The sequence below is a fragment of the Paenarthrobacter sp. NPDC090522 genome, assembly GCF_044769225.1.
In the GTDB taxonomy this organism is placed as follows: domain Bacteria; phylum Actinomycetota; class Actinomycetes; order Actinomycetales; family Micrococcaceae; genus Arthrobacter.
Genome location: NZ_JBIVXL010000003.1, coordinates 246,236 through 271,671, shown reverse-complemented (window position 1 = coordinate 271,671; position 25,436 = coordinate 246,236). Strand labels below are relative to the sequence as shown.

Sequence of the window (25,436 nt, the reverse complement as noted above, 5' to 3'; positions counted from 1 at the left end):
TCGTGAGCTTACGCGGCCTCAGGCGGCAGCCGCTTGGAAGTGTTTTTCGATGAGTCCCTTGATGTCCTCGTGGCAGCCGCCGCAACCCGTACCGGCGCGGGTGGCCTTGGAAACCTCGGCTACCGAAGAGCAGCCTTCCACCACGGAGTCCTCAATGCTGGCCGCGCTCACGCCCGCGCAACGGCAAACGGTGCGCTCCGGATCGGAACTGTTGCCGCCCCCGGAATCAAGCTGGTCGGGGCCATCCAGGCGCAACAACAAGGAACGGTCGGCCGGGAGCTCAGAGGAGCGCTCGAACAGCACCACCAACTCGGCGGCTGTCCTGGGCATCCCCACGGCAACCAGGCCTTCCAGCACTCCGCCGCGGGTGGTCATCTTGACGTAGCGGCCGTGCTCGGGGTCGGCCCATTGCGAGATCTGCCGCCGGGGTCGCCCGGCCACGGCGCCGGCTTCCAAAAGTTCCTCGTCCCACGGATCGGCTTGGTTGTCCCCGGCTACGGCAAGGTTGATGCCACGGGCTTTCAAGACCACGACTCCAGGCTTCTCAGCGGCCAGGGGCTCCAAGGCATCCGCCACCGACTGGCCGTCGCGGGCCAGTACCATCAAGTACTCTGCGAGCCATTCAGCCTGCCTCCATCCGGGACCCACCAAGCCGGATGGACCCCCGGCTGTGCGGCAGTCGACGCAGGCGGCGTCGGGGCAGCGGACCTCGGCACAGTCGCCGATCGCGAACATGTGCGGCTCGTGATAGGTCCGGAGATGGTGGTCCACCAGGATTCCGGTACCCACCGGAAGACCGCAGCCCTCGGCCAGTTCGATCCGCGGACGCACGCCGCAGGACAAAACCAGCAGGTCGCCGTCGATGGCTGAACCATCCGCCAGCAACAGCGCGGAGAAGGATCCGCCGGGCCCCGCCGTTTCAACACCGGTGGACCGTGCGTTGCCGGCCATGCGGACACCACTGGAGCGGAGGCTTGCCGTCAGGACTGATCCACTGCCGCGGTCAATGCTCCGACCGAGCGGGAAGGGTCCGTTGTGGACCACAGTGGCCTTGGCACCTTCTTCCGAAGCTGCCAGGGCAGTCTCGAGGCCAAGGACGCCGCCGCCCAGGACCACCACGCGCTTGCCTTCGGAAACAGCCGATCGAAGCACCGCGGCGTCCTGCAGATCGCGGAGCGTAATCACTCCGGCCGGCAGCACCGGACCCGACGGATCGGGGTTCAGTCCAGTCAGGTTGGGGATGACCGGACGTGAGCCCGTGGCGAAGACCAAACGATCATAGTGCTCGGCGGAGCCGTTGGAGAGGACAACCTGCTGCCGGGCGCGGTCGATCCTGCGCACCTTGGTTCCGAGCCGGACATCTACCCCGTCGGCCACAAGGGACGCGGCATCAGCCATGGCCAAAGCGTCGGCTGTGGTGCGGCCAACCCCAAGCTCAGCCACCATGACGCGGTTGTAGGCTGCCTCGGTTTCCTGACCAACAACCAAAAGCTGTACCAGGCCTGAACGGACGGAAGGAAGGAGCTCATCCACCAAACGCGCGGCCACAGGGCCGAATCCAACAACAACAATGCGCTCGCTCATGAAGCCTCCTCGGAGTGCAGTGACAATTCGGTGCTGACAGCAGCGGGAACGACGCTGGATGCTGCGGGCCGGACCCACACCCGGCTGGTCTTGAACTCAGGCATGCCGGAAATGGGGTCGGTTGCTGCTTCGGTCAGCCGGTTGGCGTTTTCCTGGCCCGGGAAGTGGAAGGGCAGGAAGACGGTATCCGGCCGGACGGCGTTGCTTAGCTCGGCACGGCACAACACCTCGCCCCGCTCGTTGGTCACCGTGGCGTAGTCGCCGTCGGCAATCCCGCGGGAAGCAGCGGTTGCCGGGTGGATCAACAGCCGCACCTGGGGCTGGGCCGCCAGGAGCTCGGCTACGCGCCTGGTCTGGGCGCCCGACTGGTAATGCTCCAGCAAACGGCCCGTTGCCAGGGCCAGGGAGTCATCGGCAAATGACCGCGCGGCCCGCTTCGAGGGGGTCACCGGAACCAGGACGGCCCGGCCATCGGCATGTGCGAAGCCGTCACTGAACAAGCGGGGAGTACCGGTGCTGCCCACGGGATACGGCCAGTACGCAGCCTCGCCGCGGTCCAGCATGGCGTAGTCGATCCCGGAGTAGTCGGCCATACCACCGGCAGATGCCAGACGGAGTTCCTCAAAAACCGTCTCAGGATCTTCACTGAAAGTAGAAGGTGCCTCAAGGAGCCCAGCCAGCCGGGCCATGAGCCACAGCTCGTTCCGGACACCCGGGGGAGGGGTCAGCGCGCGCCGGCGCCGGATGACCCTGCCTTCGAGGTTGGTGAGGGTGCCTTCTTCTTCGGCCCACTGCGTCACGGGCAACACCAGGTCCGCTTCCTGGGCGGTTTCGGACATGAAGAAGTCACACACCACCAGGAAGTCGAGGGCCCGAAGCCCCGCGGTCACGGCGTTCGTGTCCGGAGCCGAAACCACCACATTGGCGCCGTGGACGAAAAGGCAACGGACGCCGTCGGGCTTTCCAAGGGACTTGAGAAGTTCGACGGCGGGCAGGCCGGGACCGGGGATGAGGGACTCGTCGATGCCCCAGACGGAAGCGACGTGCGCGCGGGCAGCGGGATCGGTGATTTTGCGGTAGCCGGGGAGCTGGTCGGCTTTTTGGCCGTGCTCGCGGCCGCCTTGGCCGTTGCCCTGGCCCGTCAGTGTTCCGTAGCCGCTGCGCGCCGAGCCGGGAAGGCCCAGCAGCAGGCTGAGGTTGATGGCCGCCGTTGCGGTGTCGGTACCGTCAACGTGCTGTTCCACGCCGCGGCCGCTGAGGATGTAGCTGCCGCCATCCCGGGCACCGTGGGCCAGGCGGCGGGCGGTCTCCCGGATGAGGGTGGCGGGCACTCCGGTGATGGACTGGACCCGCTCCGGCCAGAAAGCATTCAGGCTGCGCACCACCGAGGCGTAGCCGGTGGTCCGTTCCGAGACATAGTCCGTGTCCACCAGCCCTTCATGCACCACAACATGGCTGATGCCCAACAACAAGGCCAAATCGGTGCCGGGCGTCGGCTGCAGGTGGAGGCCGCCGCCGTCGGACGTAAACGCCGCAGTAGCCGAGCGGCGGGGGTCCACGACGATCAGACCGCCGCTGTCCCGTGCGCCCTGCAGATGCTGGACGAACGGGGGCATGGTTTCGGCGACGTTGGAGCCAAGCATGAGGATGACCGATGCCGAGTCAAGGTCGGTGACGGGGAAGGGGAGCCCTCGGTCCACTCCAAAAGCCCGGTTCCCCGCGGCCGCGGCCGAGGACATGCAGAACCGGCCGTTGTAGTCGATGCGGGAGGTACGGAGTGCCAGCCGGGCGAACTTGCCCAGCATGTAGGCCTTCTCGTTGGTGAGGCCGCCACCGCCGAAGACACCGACGGCGTCGTTGCCGTACTGCTGCTGGGCGTCCTTGACCGCCGCCGTGATGAGCATGAGTGCCTGGTCCCAGGAGATCGGCTGGTGGACGCCGTCGGAGCCTTTCAGCAACGGTTCGGTGATGCGTCCGTTGTGGCGCAACAACGACGCCGATGTCCACCCTTTGCGGCACAGCCCGCCCCTGTTGGTGGGGAAGTCGCGCCCGGATACCTCCAGGGGTGCGGCCGGGGCAGCCACCGGTGCGGGCACTGCCCCGGCCGCTGGGGCAGCCGGGGTCAGCGTCATGGCGCACTGGAGCGCGCAGTAGGGGCAGTGGGTATCGGCGCCGTTGGGCATCTAGATGTGTCCGATCGTGTTGCGCTTCTGGGCCGGGCGGATGTAGAAAGCCCAGCAGACGGTGAGCATCAGGACATAGGCTCCGACGAATCCGTAGAACGCCGGTGTGTAGGAGCCTGCCGTGGTGTTGGAGGCGTTGAGCACCTGGGGGATCACGAAACCGCCGTAGGCGCCGATCGCCGAGATCAGGCCCAAGGATGAGGCTGCGAGCCGCGCGGTTGCTGCGCTGCTGGCTCCTGCGCGGGCCGCGCGGCTGGAAGTCGCGAAGATCACGGGGATCATGCGGTACGTTGCCCCGTTGCCGAACCCACTGGCGATGAAGAGCAGCAGGAACAGTCCCAGGAAGAGCCAGAAGCTCTTGAGCGGCAGGGTCCAGATCATGGTCAGGGTGATGACGGCCATGGAAGCGAACGCGGTCATGCTCATCCGTGCCCCGCCCATGCGGTCGGCCATGCGGCCACCATACGGCCGGGCCAGGGAGCCGACCAACGGGCCCAGGAACGCGAGGGACAGTGCTACGGGACCCAGGTGGATGGAGGAGAACTCGGGGAAGTAGTCCTTGATCAGCTTGGGGAACACGCCGGCGAAGCCGATGAACGAGCCGAACGTACCAATGTAGAGGAAGGCCATGATCCACAGGTGCGGTTCCTTCAGCGCGGCCACCGAACCGGCAACATCCCCCTTGGCGCTGGTGAGGTTGTTCATGTACTTCCAGGCGCCGAAGGCCGCGATGAGGATGAGCGGGATCCAGATGAGGCCGGCCATGGGCAGGTTGACGGTTCCGGCAGCAAGCAACGTCACGGCGACGGGAACCACCAACTGCGCGACGGCGGCACCCAGGTTTCCGCCGGCAGCGTTCAGGCCCAGCGCCCAGCCCTTTTCGCGGGCGGGGTAGAAGAAGGTGATGTTTGCCATGGAGCTTGCGAAGTTGCCGCCGCCGAACCCTGCCAGGGCTGCGACGAGGAGCATCACTCCGAAGGGAGTTTCCGGGTTGGAGACGCAGATCGCCAGGCCGGAGGAGGGGATGAGCAGGAGCAGCGCCGAGACGATGGTCCAGTTCCGTCCGCCGAACTTGGGAACCATGAAGGTGTAGGGAATGCGGAGCGTGGCGCCCACCAGGCTGGGGATCGAGATGAGCCAGAAGATCTGGTTGGTGTCGAACGTGAAGCCGGCCGCCGGAAGCTGCACGACCACGATCGACCACAGCTGCCAGACGACGAATCCGAGGAACTCGGCGAAGATGGACCAGTACAGGTTGCGCTTGGCGATGGACCGGCCTTCGGCTTCCCACTGGCCCTTGTTCTCGGCGTCCCAGTTGGCGATCCAGCGGCCGGGGCGGTGTTCAAGGGTGGGGGCGGCGGTGGCAGTGGACTGGGCGGGAGCCAGTTCGTCTGCGGTGCGGTCAACAGTCACGGGAGTGCCTCCTTGGTGGGGGACGTTGTCCTTCAAAATTAGGTTTAGTGCATTTCGCGGACCGTCGCGGTTTGTAAACGTGCTGTGACATTTCCCTATCTGCGGCATCACGGACGCGTGAGACGATGGTGAGGTTGTGGTGCAGACCACAATGTGGGATTCTCCTGTTGGTCCACATGATGGACTTGGTTGTCCAGTCAATGGACTGTGGGAACTATTATTGAACTCTCGAATAATCCATCGCCGCCAAGGCTTTCGTGGCATCAGGCGGCGTGAACGAAAGCTGCTAACTACATGTCTTCCACTGCACCCTCCAGGGAAGGTGAGTCCACCAAGCCAGTGAACTCGCGGGGCCGGGTGATCTTCGCCAGCCTGATCGGTACCACGATCGAGTTCTACGACTTCTACGCCTACGCGACGGCGTCGGTCCTCGTCTTCCCGAAGCTCTTCTTCCCCGATGCCACCGACATCAACGCGCTGCTCAGTGCCTTTGCGATCTTCGGTGTAGCCTTCTTCGCACGCCCCATCGGCGCCGTGGTCTTCGGCCACTTCGGTGACAAGATCGGCCGCAAGGGAACCCTCGTGGCGTCCCTGCTGACCATGGGTATCGCCACGTTCCTCATTGGCCTGCTCCCCGAGGCCTCGCTGCCGGGCTGGGCCATCATGGCACCGGTCCTGCTGGTGGTTCTCCGCTTCTTCCAAGGCCTGGCGCTGGGCGGCGAGTGGAGCGGCGCGGCGCTCCTTGCCACCGAGAACGCGCCGGAGGGCAAGCGTGCCATTTACGGCACCTTCCCGCAATTGGGCGCCCCCATCGGCTTCATCATTGCCAACGTGATCTTCATCTGGATGAACGTTGCCCTGACCCCGGAGCAGTTCCTGGCCTGGGGCTGGCGCGTGCCGTTCCTCCTGAGTGCCGTCCTGGTGATCGTGGGACTCTACGTCCGCCTCAAGCTCGTCGAGAGCGCATCCTTCACCAAGGTGATCCAGCAGGACAAGATCCAGAAGCTGCCCTTGGGCGCCACCTTCAAAAACCACTGGCGCCCCGTGGTTGCCGGAACGTTCATCATGCTGGCCACCTACGTGCTGTTCTACATCATGACCACGTTCACCTTGTCCTACGGCACCAAGCCCACGCTGGCAGGTGCGCAGGCGGCTGCTGAGAAGGCCGGCAAACCCATGACGGCCGAGCAGATTGCAGCGTTCGTTCCCGGTCTGGGCATCTCCCGGTCCGACTTCCTGTGGATGCTGATCATTGGCGTCGTGTTCTTCGGAATCTTCACCGTGGTCTCCGGACCGCTCGCCGAAAAGTGGGGCCGCCGGAAGTTCCTGCTGGGCGTGACGGCCGGCATCTTCGTTTTCGGAGCGCTCTGGTTCACTATGTTCGGTCCCAGCCAGGCCGCCGCGATGGTCGGCCTGATCGTTGGCTTCACGCTCATGGGCCTTACCTTTGGTCCCATGGCGGCCATCCTGCCCGAACTGTTCCCGGCGAATGTCCGCTACACGGGCTCCGCCGTTGCGTACAACCTGTCGTCCATGATCGGTGCAGCCCCTGCCTCGTTCGTCGCGATCGCCCTGTGGTCCGCCGCCAACGGAAGCACTTGGCTGGTAGGCGTGTACATGGCGGTTGCCGCCGTGATCACCTTCATCGCGCTCTGGCTCACGCGCGAAACCAAGGACACGGACTACGAGAACAACGTCGCCTGACGCTTAAACGAGTACGACGTCGGCCCCGCACCAAACGGTGCGGGGCCGACGTCATTATGGGGTACGTGCCGTTAGTCCTCGATAGTCGCGATGACGGCGCCGGCGGCAACGGTCTCGCCTGCGGAGGCCGTCAGGCCGCGGACCGTACCGGACTTGTGGGCCGTGAGGGGTTGCTCCATCTTCATGGCTTCGAGCACCACGATCAGGTCGCCTTCGGCAACAACGTCGCCGTCGGCTGCTGCGATTTTGACGATGGTGCCCTGCATCGGCGAGGTCAGTGCGTTGCCTCCGGCAGCGGCTGCGGTAGCACCGGCGGAGCGGGAGCGCTTCTTCGACTTGCCTGACTTGGCGCCTGCACTGTTGGACGCAGCGGCAACACCGGCACCCAGGCCGGACGGCAGGACCACCTCAAGGCGCTTGCCGCCAACCTCGACGACGACGCGCTGGCGCTCACCGGCGTCGGAGGCGTCTGCTCCGGCGCCCGTGGGTGCCCAAGCGGGAATGTTGTTGACGAACTCGGTCTCGATCCAGCGGGTGTGGACCTTGAACGGGCCCTCTGCCGGTGCGAAGTCGGGGTCGGTGACCACGGCGAGGTCGAAGGGAATGACGGTGGGAATGCCTTCCACCACCATCTCCTCGAGGGCCCGACGGGAGCGCTGGAGGGCCTGCTCGCGGCTGGAGCCGGTGACGATGAGCTTGGACAGCATCGAGTCGAAGTTGCCGCTGATGATGTCGCCCTGCTCAACGCCGGAATCAACGCGGATGCCCGGGCCCGTGGGGTTCTTCAGCGTGCTGATGGTGCCCGGAGCCGGCATGAAGTTCCGGCCCGGGTCCTCGCCGGTGATGCGGAACTCGAAGGAGTGGCCCCGGACTTCGGGGTCGTCGTAGCCGAGGGCCTCGCCGCGGGCAATGCGGAACTGCTCGCGGACAAGGTCGATTCCGGTGACTTCCTCGGACACGCAGTGCTCCACCTGGAGACGGGTGTTGACCTCAAGGAAGGAAATGGTTCCGTCCTGGCCCACCAGGAATTCGCAGGTTCCGGCGCCCAGGTAGTTGGCTTCCTTAAGGATGGCTTTGGAGGACTCGTACAGACGCTTGATCTGCTCTTCGCTCAGGTAGGGGGCCGGAGCCTCTTCCACGAGCTTCTGGTTGCGGCGCTGCAGGGAGCAGTCGCGGGTGGAGACGACAACCACGTTGCCGTGGGCGTCGGCCAGGCACTGGGTTTCCACGTGGCGCGGGGAGTCAAGGAAGCGCTCGATGAAGCATTCGCCGCGTCCGAAGGCCGCAACGGCCTCACGGACGGCGGATTCGTAGAGTTCCGGGATCTCTTCCATGGTGCGGGCAACCTTGATGCCACGGCCACCGCCGCCGAAGGCAGCCTTGATGGCAACCGGGAGGCCGAATTCCTCGGCGAACTTCAGGATCTCGTCCGCGTCCTGGACGGGGTCGGCCGTGCCGGGAACCAGCGGGGCGCCAACCTTCTCGGCGATGTGGCGGGCCTGGACCTTGTCGCCCAGAGCGGAAATCGCCGCGGGGGAGGGGCCGATCCAGTTGATGCCGGCCTCGATCACTTTGGCGGCGAACTCGGCGTTCTCGGCCAGGAACCCGTAGCCGGGGTGGATGCCGTCAGCGCCGGACTGCTTGGCGACGTCGATGATCTTGTCCATCACCAGGTACGACTCCGCGGCCGTGTTGCCACCCAGTGCGTAGGCCTCGTCGGCGAGGCGGACGTGCAGGGCGTCGCGGTCCGGGTCTGCGTAGACGGCTACGGAGGCAATGCCTTCGTCCCGGGCGGCTCGGATGATGCGGACCGCGATTTCGCCGCGGTTGGCAATCAAGACCTTGGTAAGAGGGCTGGAAATGGGCTGCGCCGGGTTAGCTGACAAGTTGTTGACTCCTTCTGTCCTTCAGGGAGCCTAGCGCGATTGTGAGGGTTCCGCCCATATTGATGGGGGATTCCGTGTGTGAAGCGCTGTTCCTTTGTAGGGTTGCTACAAACTGGTCCCTTACGCCTGTGGTGCCCACAGTTCGGTGATGCCAACGTTCGCGTGGACCAGCAGATCGCGCAGGGTTGAGATGGAAAGACCGACGACGGCGTGCGGGTCACCGTCCACCTTGCGGATGAAGGCGCCGCCCAAGCCGTCGATGGTGAATGAGCCCGCGCAGTGGAGCGGTTCTCCGGTGGCTATGTAGGCGTCGATGTCGTCTTCGGACATCCGGGCGAAGTGCACTTCTGCGCTGGAGACGGCACCCAGTGTGGCGCCCGTGCCTTCGGCGGTCTCGTCGTCGTCCACGTCTGCTTGCGTGTCGCGGCAGTCCACCAACCAGTGGCCCGTGTGCAGCACGCCCTTCGAGCCGCTCATGCGGAGCATCCGTTCCTTCGCGACCTCGGCCGTGTACGGCTTGCCGTGCGACTCGCCGTCGAACTCGAATACGGAATCGCAGCCGATGACCAACGCTCCCTCAGACTCGGGAAGCGACGCGACAGCCTCGGCCTTGGCACGGGCCAGAAGGAGCGCTGTGTCGTGTGCGTCGGTCACTCCGTAGCGGGCCTGGACGGCGTCCTCGTCGACGTCCGAGACCAGGACGTCGTGCCGGATGCCCGCCTCCGTGAGGAGCTTGGTACGAGCAGGGGACTGGGAGGCGAGGATCAATCGAGTCACGCCTCCCAGCCTAATACGGACCCTCTCTCACCAAATCGCCCTTTTCGGTGGTCCCTCTCTCACCGATTCCCCCTTTTCGGGGATCCCTCTCTCACGTCGGCAGCCTAGGCTGGGCGAATGCTGCTTCTCGTAGATTTGGACAACACCTTGGTCGACAGGGCGTGAGCGTTCGATCAGTGGGCCAAAGAGTTTGTCCAACGCCTCGGACGTCCACGCCGCGACGCGGATTGGCTCATAGGGCAGACCGGGATGGATATGAGTCGAGGCTTTCCCTCGCAGGGCAGATGAAGATCAAGTTTGGGCTCAACCACGACATTGCGGCCTTTGTGCAGATTTTGCTCTTTGAGCATGTTGATCTCATGTCCATGGACGCCCGGAACCTACAAGCGCTCGAGGCTGCCCGGGAGGCAGGTTGGCGGGTCGGCATCGTAACGAACGGAGCCACTGCACAGCAAAGCCGGAAAATCGATCTTCTCGGGCTGGAAGAATACGCCGATGCAATCGTCATTTCTGAGGAGGTCGGTGTCAGCAAGCCAGAGCGGGAGATATTCCAGATAGCCGCCCAACGCCTGGATACCGACCTTGACGACGGCTGGATGGTCGGGGATCACCCCATAGCGGACATCTTGGGTGGCAGAAACGCAGGTTTGCGGACGGGTTGGGTTTCGCGTGGCACTCCCTGGTCCCGTGATGACGCCATCCCGACGGTTACCGGCCTAACCGCAGCTGACGTTATTGCTGAGGTCATGCGCCGAGCGTCGCGGTGAGAGAGGGTCCGCGGGCAGGGGCGGTTTGGTGAGAGAGCGTCCGGTGGGGAGGGGCGGTTTGGTGAGAGAGGGTCCGCGGGGAGGGGCGGTTTGGTGAGAGAGGGTCCGGTGGGGAGGGTGCATGAGGCGACGAACGCCCCCTTGCCGGCGCCCGTGGGGCAACCGGTGAGAGAGCGTTCGTCGGAAGGGGCGGTTTGGTGATAGAGGGTCAGTGGACGAGTTCGCCGGAACTTGCCGAGCTGCGGTCGGAGCGCTGTAACTTGGCGCCTTCCACATCCACGTCCGGCAGGATCCGCTGGAGCCACTTGGGCAGCCACCAGGCCTTCTCGCCGAGAAGGTACATGATGGCCGGCACGATCGTCATGCGGACAACGAACGCATCGATCAGTACGCCGAACGCCATCGCGAAGCCGAGCGGCCGGACCATGGTCAGGTGGCTGAAGATGAAGCCGGAGAACACGCTGACCATGATGATCGCGGCTGCGGTCACAACGGCGGCGGCGTGGCTGAAGCCGGTGCGGACTGCGTGCTTGGCGGATTCGCCGTGCATGAAGGACTCACGCATCCCCGAGGTAATGAACACCTGATAGTCCATCGCGAGCCCGAACAATACGCCGATCAGGATGATGGGCAGGAAGCTCAGGACAGCACCAGGGTTGGCGACGTCGAACACGCTTCCCAGCCAGCCCCACTGGTACACGGCCACCACGGCGCCGAAGGCGGCGGCGAGCGAGAGCAGGAACCCGCCTGTCGCCAGCAGCGGAACAACGATCGAGCGGAACACCAGGAGCAGCAGGATCAAGGACAGCCCGACGACGATCGCCAGGTAAGGCGGCAGGGCGGCGCCGAGTTTGGCCGAGACATCGATGTTGCCCGCGGTTTGCCCGGTCAAACCGATGGTCACACCGGTTTGATCGCGGATTTCCGTGCCCTTGTCGCGGAGTTCGGACACCACGTTTACTGTGCTGGCACTGGCCGGGCCTTCCTTCGGAATGACCTGGAACAGGGACGTGCGGCGGTCGTCGCTCAAGGCCACAGGAACCGCGGCGGTGACGTTTTCGACGCTGCGCAGCTTGTCGGCGACGTCGTACTGCTTGCCCTTGGCATCGTTTTCGCTGAGCCCGTCCGGGAATTCGGCCACCACGATGATGGGTCCGGTCATGCCTTCGCCAAAGCTGTTGCGCGTGAGGTCATAGGCCTTGAAGGCCTGCGAATCCACCGGTTCCGAGCCGCCGTCGGGCAGTGCCAAACGCAACTGGGAGGCCGGCAGCGCAAGCGCGCCCAGCAGCACGATGCTGGCAACCAGTGAAACCCATGGATGGCGGGTCACGAGGCCGCCCCAGCCGCGGTTGCTGCGCTTCTCTTCGAGGGCGCGATCGGCCGCCTCGTGGCCGGGTTCGGCGTTGTGTCGCGCGGCCTTGGCCCAGGCTCGCTTGGAAATCAGGCGACGGCCAATGAGCGAAAGGATTGCAGGCGTCAGGGTCAAAGCGACGACGACGGCGACGGCAACTGTCGCTGCGGCAGCAACACCCATGACGGCCAGGAACGGAAGTCCGGGAACAACGAGTGCGGCCAGCGCAATGATGACCGTCAGGCCTGCGAACAGTACGGCGTTGCCCGAGGTGCCTGTAGCGAGGGCCGCGGATTCTTCGCCATCCATGCCGGCGAGGAGTTGGCTGCGGTGCCGGTTGACGATGAAGAGGGAGTAGTCGATGCCCACAGCGAGGCCCAGCATGAGGGCCAGCATCGGCGAGATGGAACTCATGTCGATCACACCGGTCAGCGCAAACGTGCCCCCGACGCCTACTGCTACGCCGATCAACGCCATGATCAGGGGGAGGCCCGCGGCGATGAGCGTACCGAGCATGATGATCAGGACGGCGGCTGCTACGGCGACGCCGACGATTTCCGCGATGCCGAAGATCTGCGAGACGTCCTCGGTGATCTCCTTGCTGGCGTAGGCCGTGACGCCTGCGGACGAGACACCATGGACGATGTCCTGGACTTCCTTGCGGACGGCGGGATCCACTGCGTTGATGGAGGTCTTGAACTGGACCTGCGCGATCGCTGCCTTGTTGTCACTGGAGACGAACCGGAGGCCCTCGGACGCAGCGGCCTCCCGCTTGCCCAGCGCCAGCGTTTCGGCCCCGTCGGCAGCTTCCTTGGTCCCGGCGTCGAGCTTTTCCTTGCCTGCGGCCAGTTCGGCGCGCGAGGCACCAAGCTGAGCGTCGATCTGCGCGGGTGAAAGGCCCGAGGCGGCGAGTTGCTGCTCGGCAGCCGCAAGCTGTGCTTCCGTGGCTGTGATCTGGGCCCGGGAGGCGTCCAGTTGGGCCTGCCCGGCAGCTGCCTTCGCTTCGCCGTCAGCGATCCGGCTGGCGGCGGAGTCCAGCTGCTCCTGGGTGGTGAAGGGGTTCACCGTCCCCTGGACATCGGGCAGGGCCTTGAGCTTGTCCAAGGCAGCCGCGACGGCGTCTTTCTTGGCCTGGTCGAAGCCGGAGTCACCGGCGTCGAAGACCACGCTGGCTGAACCGCCGGACGACGCCGGAAGCGCTTCCTTCAGTTTGTCGGCCATCCGCTGGGTCTCGGTGCCCGGGATGGTGAAGTTGTTGGACATGGTGCCGTGGAAAGCAGCGGCCGATCCGCCCACGGCCACCAGAACGGCCAGCCACAGGGAGATGACCAGCCAGCGGCGGCGATACGAAAACTTGCCTAGACGGTAAAGGAGCGATGCCATGTCAGGACCGATCTGTGGAGGTTGGAACGGATGCTGTTTGAAGTGACGCTAACGACGACGGCGCGAAGCCGGCTCCGAGGAGCCCCATCGCATCGATGAGGTGCTGGCGGAGGATCGCCAGGGATGTGGGGGACAGGTCCGGTCCGCATTCGGCGAACCAGACGGTCATGGCGGCTTTGCCGCAGGAAATGACGGCTCCGGCCAAGGCATAGAGGTACAGCTCGCTGACATCCGGACCCAACCTGGAGCGGGCAGCATCGATGATTTGTCCGGTGCAGTGCTCCCACGCCTCGAGTTCGGAACGGGCCAGCGAGCGGTTGTCCTGGGTCAGGCTGAACAGTTCCGCCATGGGGGCGACGGACATGGGATCGGCCAGGGCCATGAGGGCTGCCTGGGCTGATTCGAGGATGGTTTCGTCGCTGGGCCGCAGCCTGAACTGCTCCAAGGCCCGGTCCATGAAGCCGTCGGCAACCGAAGACAGGGCTGCCTCGAGGCTTGGGAAGTAGTTGAAAAAAGTCCGACGGGAAACGCCGGCGCTCGCGGCGATGTCCTCGACGGTGAAGTTTCCAGGACCGTTGCTTCGCAACAGGTCGAGGGCGGCTGCCGCAATGGAGGCACGGGTAGCGGCCTTGTTGAGTTCGCGGCGCGAGGGAGCACTTGGCTCCGTGGTGGCCGACGGGTTGGTTGGGGTCACATACTTACACTAAGTGCAACTTTGCACTCTGCGCAATTTGATTCAAGGTTTGCGCAAATTGGCACGTCGCCGGGGCGCCCGCGACAGGTCTCGGAGACGCCTCGAAGCAGGGCGCGAATAATGTCAGACCCCTCTGGAAGAGTTGAGGCATGGACGGAAAAGAGGTGCTGCTAGCGGAGGTGGGGGACGTGCGGTCGCTTGCCTCGGGTAGTGGGCAGGAGACCTTCCGGGAGGCCCTCAATCGAGACGCTGTGACCCTGGCCGCGCTCCCGTCAGCGTCCGTCCGGAGCGCTGCAGGTCCGTCCGCTGCCGTCCGGAACGGCGCTGATCCTGCGACCGTTGCCACTCAGTTGATTGACCAACTGCGCATCCTGGAGGACATGAAGTCCGCGATTTCCGGCCTCCAAGCCAAAATCGCCGTAGCGTTCGATCACGCACAGCGCCAGGTCCAAGCTGAGCGGGGCGTTCCGGCATCGGAACGCGGCAAGGGGGTTGCTGCCCAGATTGCGTTGGCGCGGCGTGAATCGCCGAACCGCGGCTCACGGCTCTTGGGGCTCGCCAAAGCGCTGGTGACCGAGATGCCCCACACGATGGCCGCTTTGGATGCCGGCCAGCTCAACGAATGGCGCGCAACGCTGTTGGTCAAGGAAACTGCATGCTTGTCAGCCGAGGATCGCTGCGCTGTGGATGAAGAACTCGCCGCGGACATGGGAACCTTCGAAGGCGTCGGGGATCGTTCGATCATCGCTGCTGCCAAGGCTGCCGCATATCGGCGGGATCCTCGTTCAGTGACGCAACGAGCGGCGCGTGCGGCTTCGGAGCGGCATGTGGGCCTTCGGCCGGCGCCGGACACCATGGCTATCCTCACCGCTCTCCTTCCTGTCGCCCAAGGGGTAGCCGCCTACAAAGCCCTGACGGAGGCTGCTGACTCGGCTCGTTCGACGGGTGATGAACGTTCCCGCGGCCAAGTCATGGCGGACACCCTCGTCGAGAGACTCACGGGTACGCCGGGCGGCATTTCCAAGGTGGAAGTGCAGCTGGTCATGACGGACCGCACGCTGTTCCAAGGAGACAGTGAGCCCGCAAGGCTTGAAGGGTACGGAATAGTCCCGGGTGGTTGGGCAAGGGAGCTCGTGGGCAGGGCTGAGCAGGCGCGAGCGGAGGCCGGTGCGCCGGTGAGGCAGCCTGGGCAGGTGCCACCCGGGGAGTGTGGGCTGCCGCTGGTGGAGGCCGGCGCGCCGGTGAGGCATCCTGGGCAGGTGCCACCCGGGGAGTGTGGGCCGCCGCGGCCTTCTGAGGGGACGCATGAGTCGTTCGAGCGATGCAGACCACCGTCGGATCCGGCATTCGAGGTGTATCTACGCCGCCTCTTCACCGCCCCGGCCAACGGGGAACTCGTGGCCATGGATTCCAGGGCAAGGCTCTTTCCTGGCGGCATGAGGAGGTTCATCAAGGCGAGGGACGCTCTGTGTCGAACGCCTTACTGCGATGCGCCCATTCGGCACATCGACCACATCGTTCCGTGGCATGCCGGAGGCCCAACCACCCTGCGCAACGGCGCAGGGCTCTGCGAGCAGTGCAACCACACGAAGGAAAACCCCGGTTGGACAGCGAAGCCACCGACCGGTGGGCAGAGTGCGCACGACCCGGGCCTGCACACCCTGGAAGTGACCACGCCAACGGGCCACACCTACAGATCGAAGGCTCCGCCGCTGCCGGGGCATGGTCCTGCATTGAACCCGGCTGCCCGTCTGCCGGGTGGGCCGTAGCGCGAGGGCATCAGGCTTACGCAAGCCCCGTCCCTGCTCGCCAAAGCGCCGCGAATGAGAGGTGCCACGAGCATGGACGGGACCTGGTTTGCCGAGGTGGGGCTAGTACTGCGACTGACCCGGGAACTGCTGACCCGGCTGCTGCGCGCCCGGCTGCGACTGGCCGGGGAACTGCTGACCCGGCTGCTGCGCGCCCGGTTGCGTCGGGGGCGCCGGCTGGGAGGGGGCGGACTGCCCCGTGCCCTGCTGGGGCTGCTTGGTCAGGTAAATCGACTGGCCGGTAGCGCCGGGCTCACCTTCACCGAGGGGGAGGACATAGACGGCCGTTCCGTAGGCGCAGACTTCCGTCCAGTTGGTGCCCATTTCCGAGGTGTCGAAGCGCATAGCCACAATCGCGTTGGCACCACGCTGCTGTGCCTCGTTGACCATGCGCGCCATGACTTCCTGGCGGCTTTCATACAGGGCCCTGGTCATTTCGGGGAGCTCGCCTCCGCCCAGGGAACGGAAACCGGCGAGCATTTGCGATCCGATGTCGCGTGAACGGACGGTAAGGCCCATGACTTCGCCGAAGACGGCGTCAATGCGGTGGCCGGGAATCTCATTGGAAGTAACGATCAGCATGAACCTGAGCCTACTCAGTGTCCGGCCTTAAATGGCGCAATCCCTTGGGGAGAAGTCCCCAAGGGATTGCGCAAGGCTACCGGAACGAGGTTCCTAGCCCTTGGCGTCCGCCAGTTCGCGTTCGTCAGCCGCAGCGGCAGCGGTCTCGGCTGCGTACTCGTCGGAGAAGGCGGCACCGTTGCGCGGTGCGTTGTACAGCGACTCGTCCAGGATGCCCTGGCGCTTGGCCACGATCGCGGGGACCAGGGCCTGTCCGGCCACGTTGACGGCGGTGCGGCCCATGTCCAGGATGGGGTCGATCGCCAAGAGAAGGCCGACGCCGGCCAACGGCAGTCCCAGCGTGGAGAGCGTCAGCGTCAGCATGACGACGGCGCCGGTGGTGCCTGCCGTTGCTGCCGAACCGAGGACCGAAACCAGCACGATCAGCAGGTACTGACTGAAGTCCAGGTTGATGCCGAAGAACTGGGCCACGAAGATCGCAGCGACGGCAGGGTAGATCGCCGCGCAGCCGTCCATCTTGGTGGTGGCGCCCAGCGGCACGGCGAAGGATGCGTAACCGGAGGGAACGCCGAGGTTGCGCTCAGTGACGCGCTGCGTGAGCGGCAGCGTGCCGATGGAGGAGCGGGAAACGAAGGCGAGCTGCACGGCGGGCCAGACGCCGGAGAAGTACTGCTTGATGGAGAGTCCGTGCGTGCGGACCAGGATCGGGTACAGCACGAAGAGCACCAAGGCCAGCCCGATGTAGATGGCCACGGTGAACTTGCCGAGGGAGCCAATGGTGTCCCAGCCATAGATGGCCACGGCATTGCCGATCAGGCCGATGGTGCCGAGCGGAGCCACGCGGATGATCCACCACAGAACCTTCTGGATCACGGCCAGGGCGGAGGCGTTGAACGTCAGGAACGCTTCGGCCTGCTTGCCCACCTTGAGGGCGGCAACGCCAACGGCGATCGCCACCACCAGGATCTGGAGGACGTTGAAGTTCACAGAGGTGCTCACCGTGGTGGCTGTGTTGGCAGCTTCGGTGACCGTGGAGTTCGCGCCCAGGCCAAGGAAGTTCTTGGGGAACAGCCCGATCAGGAAGGCCCACCAGTCGCCGGTCTTGCCTGCGTATTCCGCCTTCTGCGTGATCCCGGTGGCCGCACCGGGCTGCAGGAGGACGCCCAGGCCGATACCGATCAGCACCGAGACGAGCGAGGTGATGGCGAACCAAAGCAGCGTGTTCCAGGCGAGGCGCGCAGCGTTGGACACTTGGCGCAGGTTCGCGATGGAACTCACTACGGCGGTGAAGATCAGGGGAACGACGGCGGTCTGCAGCAACGAGACGTAGCTGGAGCCGATCGTCGCGAGGGTAGCGCCGAGACCGTTGGGGGCGGTCTTGGTGCTGCCGGTGTACTTGGCAACCAGGCCAAGAACCAACCCGACGATGAGGGCGGCGATGATCTGGACGCCGAAGGAACTGGCCCATTTGGGGAGCCGGGAACCGGTCTTGCCGGTCGCGGGGGTGATGGTGTTTGAGGTGCTCACCGGAACACGGTAGGTGCTTCGCGAATAACATAGCGAACGGACGTTTAGAAATGTTACGTGCGTAAAAGTTATTCCGTGTTCGTTTGTGACGTTGCTCTCCGGCAGTCGGAAATATCAGCGCACCCATTGTCGCCGAGCGCACCCGTAACCACTGGTGCGCTCGGCGGGAGCGGGTGCGGACCCGGCGCCTGAGTGGTGCGCTCGGCGGGAGCAGGTGCGAACCCGGCGACTTATGCTCCCCGGCCGAAAGAGCGCTAGCCCAGCAACGCCCTTCGCAGCACGTCCAGGCCTACCGAACCAATGTTGAGTGCTTTGCTGTGGAAAGACTTGAGGTCGAAGCCGTCGCGGGTTTCGAGCTCGGCCCGGATCTGTTCCCACAACCGCTGGCCCACCTTGTAGGACGGCGCCTGTCCGGGCCAGCCGAGGTAACGGGTGAATTCGAACTGCAGTTGGCCCTCGCTGATGTCCAGGTTGGCCTTGAGGAAGTCGAAGCCCTTCTCCGGGGTCCAGGTGCCCGTGCCCCAACGTTCGGGGACGGGGAGCTCCAGGTGCACACCAATATCGAAGACCACGCGGGCCGCACGCATGCGCTGCCCGTCGAGCATTCCCATGTGGTCGCCGGGATCCTTGAGGTAGCCGAGTTCCAGCATGAGCTGTTCTGCGTAGAGCGCCCAGCCTTCACCGTGCCCTGAGACCCAGCAGACGTTGCGGCGCCAGTTGTTGAGCAATTCCCGCCGGTAGGTTGCCGTGGCCACCTGGAGGTGGTGGCCGGGAACGCCCTCGTGGAACACCGTGGTGGTCTCGGACCAGGTGGTGAAGGTGTCCTCACCGGCAGGAACGGACCACCACATGCGGCCCGGCCGGGAGAAGTCGTCGGAGGGCCCGGTGTAGTAGATGCCGCCCTCATCCGTCGGCGCGATCATGCATTCGAGCGTCCTCATGACGTCCGGGATCTCGAAGTGGACGTCGGCGAGCTCGGACACGGCCCGGTCGGAGAGCTCCTGCATCCAGGCTTTCAGGGCGTCGGTACCCTTGATCTGCCGCGCGGGATCGTTGTTGAGGATGCTCTTGGCTTCCTCGATTGAAGCGCCTGGCTTGATCTGGTCGGCCACCTTTTCCTGCTCGGCGATCAGGCGCTCAAGCTCCTGGACGCCCCAGGCGTAGGTTTCCTCAAGATCAACCGTCGCACCAAGGAAGGACCGTGAGGCCAGGGCGTACCGTTCCCGGCCCACAGCTTCCTTTTCAGGGGCGAGGGGGAGGAGTTCGTCCCGCAGGTAGGCCCCCAGGGCACCGTACGCTTCACGCGCTGCGGCAGTGCCGGCGTCGAGCTTTGCCTGGACGTCTGCCGGCAGCGGCGTACCGCCAGCCGAGGCATCGGCGGCGAGTTTGGCGAAGAAACCATCCGGGGCGGCATACCGGCCGGTCTGTTCGATGACGATGCGGACCTGGCGTGCCGCGGAGACCTTCCCGGAGGCTGCGCCGGCGCGCAAGGACGAGATGTAGCCATCAACTGCACCAGGAACGTTGGCTGCCCGGCCTGCGATGTGTCCCCACTGCTCCACCGTATCCGTGGGCATGAGGTCGAAGATGGCGCGGATGTCCTGGGCGGGCGACGCGATGTTGTTCAAGTCTGCGGCGTCCCACCCCGACTCGTGGATTTCCAGTTCCAGGCCGAGGCGTTCGCGCATGGCGTCGAGCGTGACGGCGTCCACGTCATCGCCCGGTTCAAGGCCGGCCAGGGCATCCAAGGCCAACTTTGCGGCCTCCGCGTGGGCTTCCGCCCCGGCGGGAGAGTAGTCCTGGTATTCCGTCTCGTGGCCAGGAAGCCCCAAGGTGGTGGCGAAGCTGGGATTGAGTTCGATCAGCTTTTCTGTGTACGCGTCAGCTACGGCATCGATGGCGGACTTGGCTCGTACGGGCGTGTTTGCAGTAGTCACCCGAAGAGCCTAACCGCCACCTTCGCCATGTGAAAGGGTTATTGAAAGCTTCAGCCGCGGCTTCGCCGCCACGCGCCGGGCCCCGGGGTGGGGTCCAGGCGCAACTGTTGGCGGCGCACCCAGTGGCGGACGTTCGGCTTGGCGGCCGGTTCCGGTGTCTGGGGTACTCCAACGGAAGCGACGACGGCGGCAAGGGCCGCAAGTTCTTCGGGCGTGGGATCTCCCTTGACCACGGAGAACATGGGGAGCACCGGCTCGTTGGCCGGTACCGGGTTCTGGGCCGCGCTCACAGGGGAATGTTCCCGTGCTTCTTGGTGGGCAGGCTGGCGCGCTTGTCCCGCAGGGCGCGCAGGCCCCGGATGATCTGCACGCGGGTATCGGACGGCGCGATCACGGCGTCAACGTAACCAAGCTCGGCGGCCTGGTAGGGGTTGAGCAGTTCTTCCTCGTAACCCTGGATGATCTCCGCGCGGCGGGCTTCCACGTCGCCGCCGGCCTCGGCAACCGCGGCGAGGTCGCGGCGGTAGAGGATGTTCACGGCGCCCTGGGCACCCATGACGCCGATCTGGGCGGTGGGCCAGGCGAGGTTGAGGTCCGCGCCGAGCTTCTTGGAGCCCATCACGATGTATGCGCCGCCGTAGGCCTTCCGGGTGATGACCGTGAGCTTGGGGACAGTGGCCTCTGCGTAGGCGTAAAGGAGTTTGGCGCCGCGGCGGATGATGCCCTGGAATTCCTGGTCCTTGCCCGGCAGGAAGCCCGGAACGTCCACCAGGGTGATGATGGGGATGTTGAAGGCGTCGCAGTGCCGGACAAAGCGGGCTGCCTTCTCGGACGCCGAGATGTCCAGCGTGCCGGCAAATTGCATGGGCTGGTTGGCCACGATGCCTACCGTGTGCCCTTCAACGCGGCCGTAGCCGATGATCACGTTGGGGGCGTAAAGGGCCTGCATTTCCAGGAAGTGTGCGTCATCGACGATCTGCTCGATGACCTTGCGCATGTCGTACGGCTGGTTGGCGGAATCGGGGATCAGGCCGTCCAAGGCGAGATCGTCCTCGTCGATGTCCAGTTCCTGGTCGTGTTCCACAACCGGGGCCTCAGACAGGTTGTTCGAGGGCAGGAAGTCCAGGAGTTCGCGGACAAACTCGATGGCGTCGGCTTCGTCGGACGCGAGGTACGTGGACGTACCCGTGGTGGCGTTGTGCTGGCGTGCGCCACCCAGGGTTTCCATGTCCACGTCTTCGCCGGTGACGGTCTTGATCACGTCCGGGCCGGTGATGAACATGTGGGAGGTCTTGTCCACCATCACCACGTAGTCGGTGAGGGCGGGGGAGTACGCGGCGCCACCGGCGCACGGACCCATGATGAGGGAGATCTGCGGGACGACGCCGGAGGCGTGGACGTTGTTGCGGAAGATGTCCGCGAACATGGCCAGGGAAGCAACGCCTTCCTGGATGCGGGCGCCGCCGCCGTCGTTGATGCCCACTACGGGGCAGCCGTTGCGGAGGGCGAATTCCTGCACCTTGACGATCTTCTCGCCGTTGACCTGGCTGAGGGAGCCGCCGTAGACGTTGAAGTCCTGGCTGTAGATGGCGATGAGGCGGCCGTCCACGGTGCCGTAGCCGGAGACCACGCCGTCGCCGAGGGGCTTCTTCTTCTCCATGCCGAAGGCCGTGGAGCGGTGGACGGCGAGGGCGTCGAACTCAACAAACGAGCCGGGATCAACCAGGAGGTCGATGCGTTCGCGTGCGGTGTTCTTGCCGCGTGCGTGCTGCTTCTCGATCGCTTCCGGGCCGGAAGGCTGCTCGGCACGTGCCTGGCGGTCGCGGAAGTCGGCGATCTTTCCCGCTGTCGTTGTCAGATCGTGGCTCATCAAGTGTCTCCGGCTCTGTAGCTGATATTCCTTGGCGCGGTCCATGTCCGGGAAAGCAACTGGTTAAGTAGCTTCCGTACAAAGAACAGGCCCTGTTGGCCAGTCTAGTGACGCCTTTGCCGCGAACCGCTGTAGAAACCCTACAATTTTCGGCGCCCTTGCCCGATGGGGCTCGCCGTGGCGGATGCGGAGGAGTGCCTTCATCTGCCAACCCGGACCACCCTAAGTTACCCGTGAGTAACATAACTGGGCTAGAGTGTCCCCATGACTCAGAGCAACGTTGCTTCGTCCCCTTACACCGCCCAGGGATCGCTCAAGGGCCGCACCATCATCATGTCCGGCGGGAGCCGCGGCATCGGCCTGGCCATCGCCACACGCGCTGCCCGCGATGGTGCCAACATCGTCCTTCTGGCCAAGACCGGCGAACCGCACCCCAAGCTTGAAGGGACCGTCTTCACCGCGGCCGAACAACTGGTCGCCGCAGGCGGCCAGGCCCTGCCCCTGGTGGGGGATGTCCGCAAGGACGAGGACGTCGCTGCGGCCGTGACTGCCGCCGTCGAGCGATTTGGCGGGATCGACGTCGTGATCAACAACGCCTCAGCGATTGACCTGTCCCGCACCGATGCCGTGGACATGAAGCGGTACGACCTCATGCAGGACATCAACGTCCGAGGAACCTTCCTGCTGTCCAAAATGGCGCTGCCTGCGCTGCGTGAATCGGAGCATGGCCACATCCTGACGCTGTCCCCGCCCCTGAACCTCGACCCCAAGTGGGCGGGCATGCACCTGGCGTACACCATGGCCAAGTACGGGATGAGCCTCACCACCCTGGGGCTCGCCGAGGAGTTGAAGGACGACGGCGTGCAGGTCAACTCCCTCTGGCCGTGCACCTTGATCGATACTGCCGCCATCCGGAACATGCCCGGTGGGCAGCAAATGGTGCAGGCCGCCCGGGGGCCGGAAATCATGGCGGACGCCGCCCACGCGATCCTGGCCGGGGCGGGCAACTACGGGACCGGCAACTTCCATACGGACGAAGAAGTCCTGCGTGCGGCTGGTGTGCGCGACTTCTCTCCGTACAGCCTCGGGGCGCCGGAAGACCGGCTGGTTCCGGACATCTTCCTCTAAGCGGATTCACACCTCCGGGGAGCGGTCCGGCGCCCGGTAACTGGATAGGATTCAGCTATGGACGCCGAACAGCCTGAAAGCCGCGAACCGAACGAGCCCCAGCTCCGCGCCGCCTTGGACCGCGAGGCGCTGTTGTCGCCCGATTTCCTTGCAGCGAGTGGCATTTCCCAGCTCAACATCGTGGAATCCACCGGATCAACCAACGCCGACCTGGTGCGCGCCGTGACGGTTGAGCCGAAGAAGTGGGCAGACCTGGCCGTGCTGACGGCCGAGCACCAGACAGCAGCGCGCGGGCGGCTCGACCGGCATTGGGAATCGCCCGAGCGCTCGGCGGTGTCGGTGTCCATGGTGCTCCGTCCGGTGACGGCCGAGGGCATGCCCGTTCCCACGCAGAGCTATTCCTGGCTGTCCCTGCTTGCCGCCGTTGCCTTGCGCGAAGCGCTCCAGCAGACCGCGGGAGTCACTGCGGAGATCAAGTGGCCCAACGACGTCCTGGTCAACGGAAGGAAAATCGCGGGCATCCTGGCGCAAATGACCCCTCTGGGCGACGGCTCGGTCCCGGCCGTGATCCTCGGCGTGGGACTCAACGTCACGCTGTCCGAGGACGAACTGCCCGTCCCCACGGCAACGTCGCTCGCCTTGGAAGGAACCACGACGACGGACCGCACCGCGCTGCTGAAGAGTTACCTTTCGAGTTTCGCCCGTCTCTACCGGAGCTTCTGCAACGCCGAAGGCGACCCCGCGGCCGGACTCGCCGGCGGACCCTCGCTGCACAAGCGGGTCGAATCGGCCATGGTCACGCTGGGCCGCGAAGTCCGGGCGCACCTGCCCGGCGACCATGAGCTGGTGGGCCACGCATCGCGCCTCGACGAGCACGGATCCCTGCTGGTGGTGGACCACGGAGGCCGTGAGCACGTGGTGACGGCCGGAGACGTGGTGCACCTGCGTGCCACAGAAAGCGGTTATGCGTAAGGAACTGCTTCCGGGGGAGCAGGTGCTGACCATCACGCGGCAGCAGCCGCGCGCCCTTTTCTTTCCGGTGCTGGTGCTCATCCTTCTTCCCGCCGTGGCCGGGTATGCGACTGCGTGGATTGCCAAGGGAAATCCGCAGCGCCTGGCACCCTTCATCACCAGCGCATGGACGCCGTGGCTGATGGGTGTTTGCTTGGGTCTCGCTGCCTTCGCGATCCTGGCCTACAGCGTCAAGCGTTTCCTGCGGTGGCGGTCCCTGCGCTACATCCTGACAAGCCGCCGCATCATTGCCAAGCACGGGATGCTGCGGCGAGGGGACTGGCAGGTTCCGTTGATGTCCGTCCGCAATGTAGGCATCCAGCAGAGCCTCCTCCAGCGGACCTTGCACTCGGGGAATATATCCTTGGATACCGGGCACTCCGGAATGACGATCCTCGCGGACGTTCCCGAAGTGGGGAAATTCCGTGGCTTCATCATCGATGCCTTGGAGGATCTGCCGAGGGACGGAGTCCTCGAAGGAGAAGTGCTGCCGGATTTTGAGGAATTGCCGTGGGAAGTGAGAGAAGGTGGAAGAGATGAGCGTTGAGGATCAGCAGTCCGGCGAGGACCTGGACCAGGAGTTCGACGCCGTACCCGAACCTTCAGTGGATGAAGACACGGAACCAGTACCCAGCCAGGCTGTGCCCACCGGGCCGCCGACCGGCGTGATGTCCGCGGAACGGCTCGCCATTAAGTCGCTGGAGGCCCGCCTGCTGGGCGGCGAACGCAAGCTCCGCCGTCGTGAAGTTGCTGCCGGTGCCGGTGTCTCCGTGCTGTCCGCCCGGAAACTGTGGCGCGCTTTGGGTTTCCCCAACTGGGGTGATGAGGACGTGGCCTTCACGGAACGGGACCAGGCCGCGTTGACGACCATCCTTGACCTGGTCCGCGCAGGTCTCCTGACTGAGGAAGCGGCCATCTCCGTGACCAGGTCCATCGGCCAAATGACGGACCGCATGGTGGTGTGGCAGGTCGAAGCCCTGGTGGAGGACATGGTCCAGGAGCAAGGGATCCCGGATGCCGTTGCCCGCAAGCAATTGGTGAACCAACTCCCCGCCTTGGTGGATTCCCTGGAGGAGATCCTGGTCTACTCCTACCGCCGTCAACTCAACGCCGGCGTGCAACGGCTGGCCGTCCGCGCCGAAGCGGGTCTCCAGGCCAGCGAGGAAGGCCGTGAAGGTGACGAAGACGATGCTCCGCTGCCCCTGGCCCGCGCCGTAGGCTTTGCCGACCTGGTGTCCTACACCAGTTTGTCGCGCCGCATGAACGAGAAGACGCTGGCGCAAATGGTGCAGCGCTTCGAAAACAAATGCGCCGAAATCATCTCGGTCGGTGGCGGACGCTTGGTCAAGACCGTGGGCGACGAAGTCCTGTATATCGCTGAAACGCCTGCTGCCGGTGCCGAGATTTCCCTGGCGCTGGCTCATGCGTTCACGGAGGACGAGATTCTTCCGCAGGCCCGCGTTTCCATGGTTTGGGGCCGCATCCTGTCCCGCCTCGGTGACATCTATGGACCCACGGTGAACCTGGCGGCGCGTTTGACCAGCTTGGCCCAGCCGGGAACGGTGCTGGTTGATGCCATGACGGCGGCTGCCTTGGGGCAGGACGAGCGCTTTGTGCTGGTCCCGCAGGCTTCGGAAAATGTGCGCGGCTTCGGTGAAATCCACCCCGTGATGCTGGCCCGCGGCCAAGGCAGGGGCCTGGTCCTCGACTAGTCCCCGGCCGGGCTGTCGATCGGCCGTGAACGGGCAGTTGTACCCATCACATCTTCGCTAATCGATGGATTAAACCGGTAGGCTGGGTGACTGTTCGCGTCAAGCCAGCCGCGCGAAGG

General features: G+C 65.0%; 19 protein-coding genes. 7 read left to right on the top strand and 12 right to left on the bottom strand.

Annotated features, from left to right (window positions below; translation table 11 throughout):
- Positions 1 to 18: 18 nt before the first annotated feature.
- The 3 genes from ACIQT2_RS05095 to ACIQT2_RS05085 are packed head-to-tail and all read right to left on the bottom strand — an operon-like array spanning position 19 to position 5,180.
- Positions 19 to 1,584 carry an FAD-dependent oxidoreductase gene (locus ACIQT2_RS05095; RefSeq protein WP_402944170.1) on the bottom strand — a complete coding sequence of 522 codons (1,566 nt, stop codon included), beginning with the start codon at positions 1,582 to 1,584 and terminating at the stop codon, positions 19 to 21.
- Positions 1,581 to 3,767: a molybdopterin oxidoreductase family protein gene (locus ACIQT2_RS05090; protein WP_402944167.1), complete on the bottom strand. Its 2,187-nt coding sequence runs from the start codon at positions 3,765 to 3,767 to the stop codon at positions 1,581 to 1,583. Before ACIQT2_RS05090 ends, ACIQT2_RS05095 begins: the two co-directional genes overlap by 4 nt.
- Positions 3,768 to 5,180: an MFS transporter gene (locus ACIQT2_RS05085; protein WP_402944164.1), complete on the bottom strand. Its 1,413-nt coding sequence runs from the start codon at positions 5,178 to 5,180 to the stop codon at positions 3,768 to 3,770. It lies immediately after the preceding gene.
- 294 nt (positions 5,181 to 5,474) lie between these two features.
- Between ACIQT2_RS05085 and ACIQT2_RS05080 the strand changes: the two genes are divergently transcribed.
- Entirely contained in the window at positions 5,475 to 6,884 is a 1,410-nt protein-coding gene (locus ACIQT2_RS05080; RefSeq protein ID WP_402944162.1) for an MFS transporter, read from the top strand.
- Between the two features lie 71 nt (positions 6,885 to 6,955).
- Here ACIQT2_RS05080 and ACIQT2_RS05075 read toward each other — a convergent pair whose 3' ends face one another.
- Positions 6,956 to 8,770 carry an acetyl/propionyl/methylcrotonyl-CoA carboxylase subunit alpha gene (locus ACIQT2_RS05075; RefSeq protein ID WP_400331082.1) on the bottom strand — a complete coding sequence of 605 codons (1,815 nt, stop codon included), beginning with the start codon at positions 8,768 to 8,770 and terminating at the stop codon, positions 6,956 to 6,958.
- Between the two features lie 120 nt (positions 8,771 to 8,890).
- Complete coding sequence (locus ACIQT2_RS05070) at positions 8,891 to 9,547, bottom strand: Maf family protein (protein WP_402944159.1); 657 nt, start codon at positions 9,545 to 9,547, stop codon at positions 8,891 to 8,893.
- A 284-nt stretch (positions 9,548 to 9,831) separates the two neighbouring features.
- On the opposite strand from ACIQT2_RS05070, the gene ACIQT2_RS05065 reads away from it, so the two are divergent.
- Positions 9,832 to 10,314: an HAD family hydrolase gene (locus tag ACIQT2_RS05065; RefSeq protein WP_402944156.1), complete on the top strand. Its 483-nt coding sequence runs from the start codon at positions 9,832 to 9,834 to the stop codon at positions 10,312 to 10,314.
- 208 nt (positions 10,315 to 10,522) lie between these two features.
- On the opposite strand, the gene ACIQT2_RS05060 is transcribed toward ACIQT2_RS05065, so the two are convergent.
- Both ACIQT2_RS05060 and ACIQT2_RS05055 read right to left on the bottom strand, forming a co-directional pair.
- Positions 10,523 to 13,048, bottom strand: a complete 2,526-nt coding sequence (locus ACIQT2_RS05060; protein WP_402944154.1) for an MMPL family transporter — start codon at positions 13,046 to 13,048, stop codon at positions 10,523 to 10,525.
- Between the two features lies 1 nt (position 13,049).
- Positions 13,050 to 13,742 carry a TetR family transcriptional regulator gene (locus ACIQT2_RS05055; protein WP_402944152.1) on the bottom strand — a complete coding sequence of 231 codons (693 nt, stop codon included), beginning with the start codon at positions 13,740 to 13,742 and terminating at the stop codon, positions 13,050 to 13,052.
- Between the two features lie 380 nt (positions 13,743 to 14,122).
- Between ACIQT2_RS05055 and ACIQT2_RS05050 the strand changes: the two genes are divergently transcribed.
- Positions 14,123 to 15,511: a DUF222 domain-containing protein gene (locus ACIQT2_RS05050; RefSeq protein ID WP_402944375.1), complete on the top strand. Its 1,389-nt coding sequence runs from the start codon at positions 14,123 to 14,125 to the stop codon at positions 15,509 to 15,511.
- A gap of 102 nt (positions 15,512 to 15,613) precedes the next feature.
- Here ACIQT2_RS05050 and ACIQT2_RS05045 read toward each other — a convergent pair whose 3' ends face one another.
- From ACIQT2_RS05045 to ACIQT2_RS05025, 5 genes are all read right to left on the bottom strand, one after another.
- On the bottom strand, positions 15,614 to 16,132 hold the full coding sequence (locus tag ACIQT2_RS05045; RefSeq protein ID WP_402944149.1) for a YbjQ family protein: 519 nt from the start codon (positions 16,130 to 16,132) through the stop codon (positions 15,614 to 15,616).
- A gap of 93 nt (positions 16,133 to 16,225) precedes the next feature.
- Positions 16,226 to 17,659 (bottom strand): dicarboxylate/amino acid:cation symporter, encoded by a 1,434-nt coding sequence (locus ACIQT2_RS05040; RefSeq protein WP_400331101.1) that lies wholly within the window; start codon positions 17,657 to 17,659, stop codon positions 16,226 to 16,228.
- Between the two features lie 254 nt (positions 17,660 to 17,913).
- Positions 17,914 to 19,596: a DUF885 domain-containing protein gene (locus tag ACIQT2_RS05035; protein ID WP_402944145.1), complete on the bottom strand. Its 1,683-nt coding sequence runs from the start codon at positions 19,594 to 19,596 to the stop codon at positions 17,914 to 17,916.
- Between the two features lie 50 nt (positions 19,597 to 19,646).
- The gene (locus tag ACIQT2_RS05030; RefSeq protein ID WP_387434159.1) at positions 19,647 to 19,838 is read right to left on the bottom strand and encodes an acyl-CoA carboxylase epsilon subunit; all 192 of its coding nucleotides are present in this window, start codon (positions 19,836 to 19,838) and stop codon (positions 19,647 to 19,649) included.
- A gap of 44 nt (positions 19,839 to 19,882) precedes the next feature.
- Positions 19,883 to 21,466, bottom strand: a complete 1,584-nt coding sequence (locus tag ACIQT2_RS05025) for an acyl-CoA carboxylase subunit beta (protein WP_402944142.1) — start codon at positions 21,464 to 21,466, stop codon at positions 19,883 to 19,885.
- 264 nt (positions 21,467 to 21,730) lie between these two features.
- On the opposite strand from ACIQT2_RS05025, the gene ACIQT2_RS05020 reads away from it, so the two are divergent.
- The 4 genes from ACIQT2_RS05020 to ACIQT2_RS05005 are packed head-to-tail and all read left to right on the top strand — an operon-like array spanning position 21,731 to position 25,317.
- A complete protein-coding gene (locus ACIQT2_RS05020; RefSeq protein ID WP_400331109.1) occupies positions 21,731 to 22,594 on the top strand; it encodes an SDR family oxidoreductase in 864 nt (287 codons plus the stop codon).
- A gap of 57 nt (positions 22,595 to 22,651) precedes the next feature.
- The gene (locus ACIQT2_RS05015) at positions 22,652 to 23,566 is read left to right on the top strand and encodes a biotin--[acetyl-CoA-carboxylase] ligase (RefSeq protein WP_400331112.1); all 915 of its coding nucleotides are present in this window, start codon (positions 22,652 to 22,654) and stop codon (positions 23,564 to 23,566) included.
- Complete coding sequence (locus ACIQT2_RS05010) at positions 23,559 to 24,152, top strand: PH domain-containing protein (RefSeq protein WP_400331114.1); 594 nt, start codon at positions 23,559 to 23,561, stop codon at positions 24,150 to 24,152. Before ACIQT2_RS05015 ends, ACIQT2_RS05010 begins: the two co-directional genes overlap by 8 nt.
- Positions 24,142 to 25,317, top strand: a complete 1,176-nt coding sequence (locus ACIQT2_RS05005) for an adenylate/guanylate cyclase domain-containing protein (RefSeq protein ID WP_400331117.1) — start codon at positions 24,142 to 24,144, stop codon at positions 25,315 to 25,317. Before ACIQT2_RS05010 ends, ACIQT2_RS05005 begins: the two co-directional genes overlap by 11 nt.
- Positions 25,318 to 25,436: the final 119 nt, after the last annotated feature.

Bases quoted from the DNA above. Each gene is read 5' to 3' on its own strand.
- ACIQT2_RS05095 (WP_402944170.1), bottom strand. From the start codon at position 1,584: ATGAGCGAGCGCATTGTTGTTGTTGGATTCGGCCCTGTGGCCGCGCGT.
- ACIQT2_RS05090 (WP_402944167.1), bottom strand. From the start codon at position 3,767: ATGCCCAACGGCGCCGATACCCACTGCCCCTACTGCGCGCTCCAGTGC.
- ACIQT2_RS05080 (WP_402944162.1), top strand. From the start codon at position 5,475: ATGTCTTCCACTGCACCCTCCAGGGAAGGTGAGTCCACCAAGCCAGTG.
- ACIQT2_RS05065 (WP_402944156.1), top strand. From the start codon at position 9,832: ATGAAGATCAAGTTTGGGCTCAACCACGACATTGCGGCCTTTGTGCAG.
- ACIQT2_RS05060 (WP_402944154.1), bottom strand. From the start codon at position 13,048: ATGGCATCGCTCCTTTACCGTCTAGGCAAGTTTTCGTATCGCCGCCGC.
- ACIQT2_RS05050 (WP_402944375.1), top strand. From the start codon at position 14,123: ATGAAGTCCGCGATTTCCGGCCTCCAAGCCAAAATCGCCGTAGCGTTC.
- ACIQT2_RS05045 (WP_402944149.1), bottom strand. From the start codon at position 16,132: ATGCTGATCGTTACTTCCAATGAGATTCCCGGCCACCGCATTGACGCC.
- ACIQT2_RS05030 (WP_387434159.1), bottom strand. From the start codon at position 19,838: ATGTTCTCCGTGGTCAAGGGAGATCCCACGCCCGAAGAACTTGCGGCC.
- ACIQT2_RS05025 (WP_402944142.1), bottom strand. From the start codon at position 21,466: ATGAGCCACGATCTGACAACGACAGCGGGAAAGATCGCCGACTTCCGC.
- ACIQT2_RS05020 (WP_400331109.1), top strand. From the start codon at position 21,731: ATGACTCAGAGCAACGTTGCTTCGTCCCCTTACACCGCCCAGGGATCG.
- ACIQT2_RS05015 (WP_400331112.1), top strand. From the start codon at position 22,652: ATGGACGCCGAACAGCCTGAAAGCCGCGAACCGAACGAGCCCCAGCTC.
- ACIQT2_RS05010 (WP_400331114.1), top strand. From the start codon at position 23,559: ATGCGTAAGGAACTGCTTCCGGGGGAGCAGGTGCTGACCATCACGCGG.
- ACIQT2_RS05005 (WP_400331117.1), top strand. From the start codon at position 24,142: ATGAGCGTTGAGGATCAGCAGTCCGGCGAGGACCTGGACCAGGAGTTC.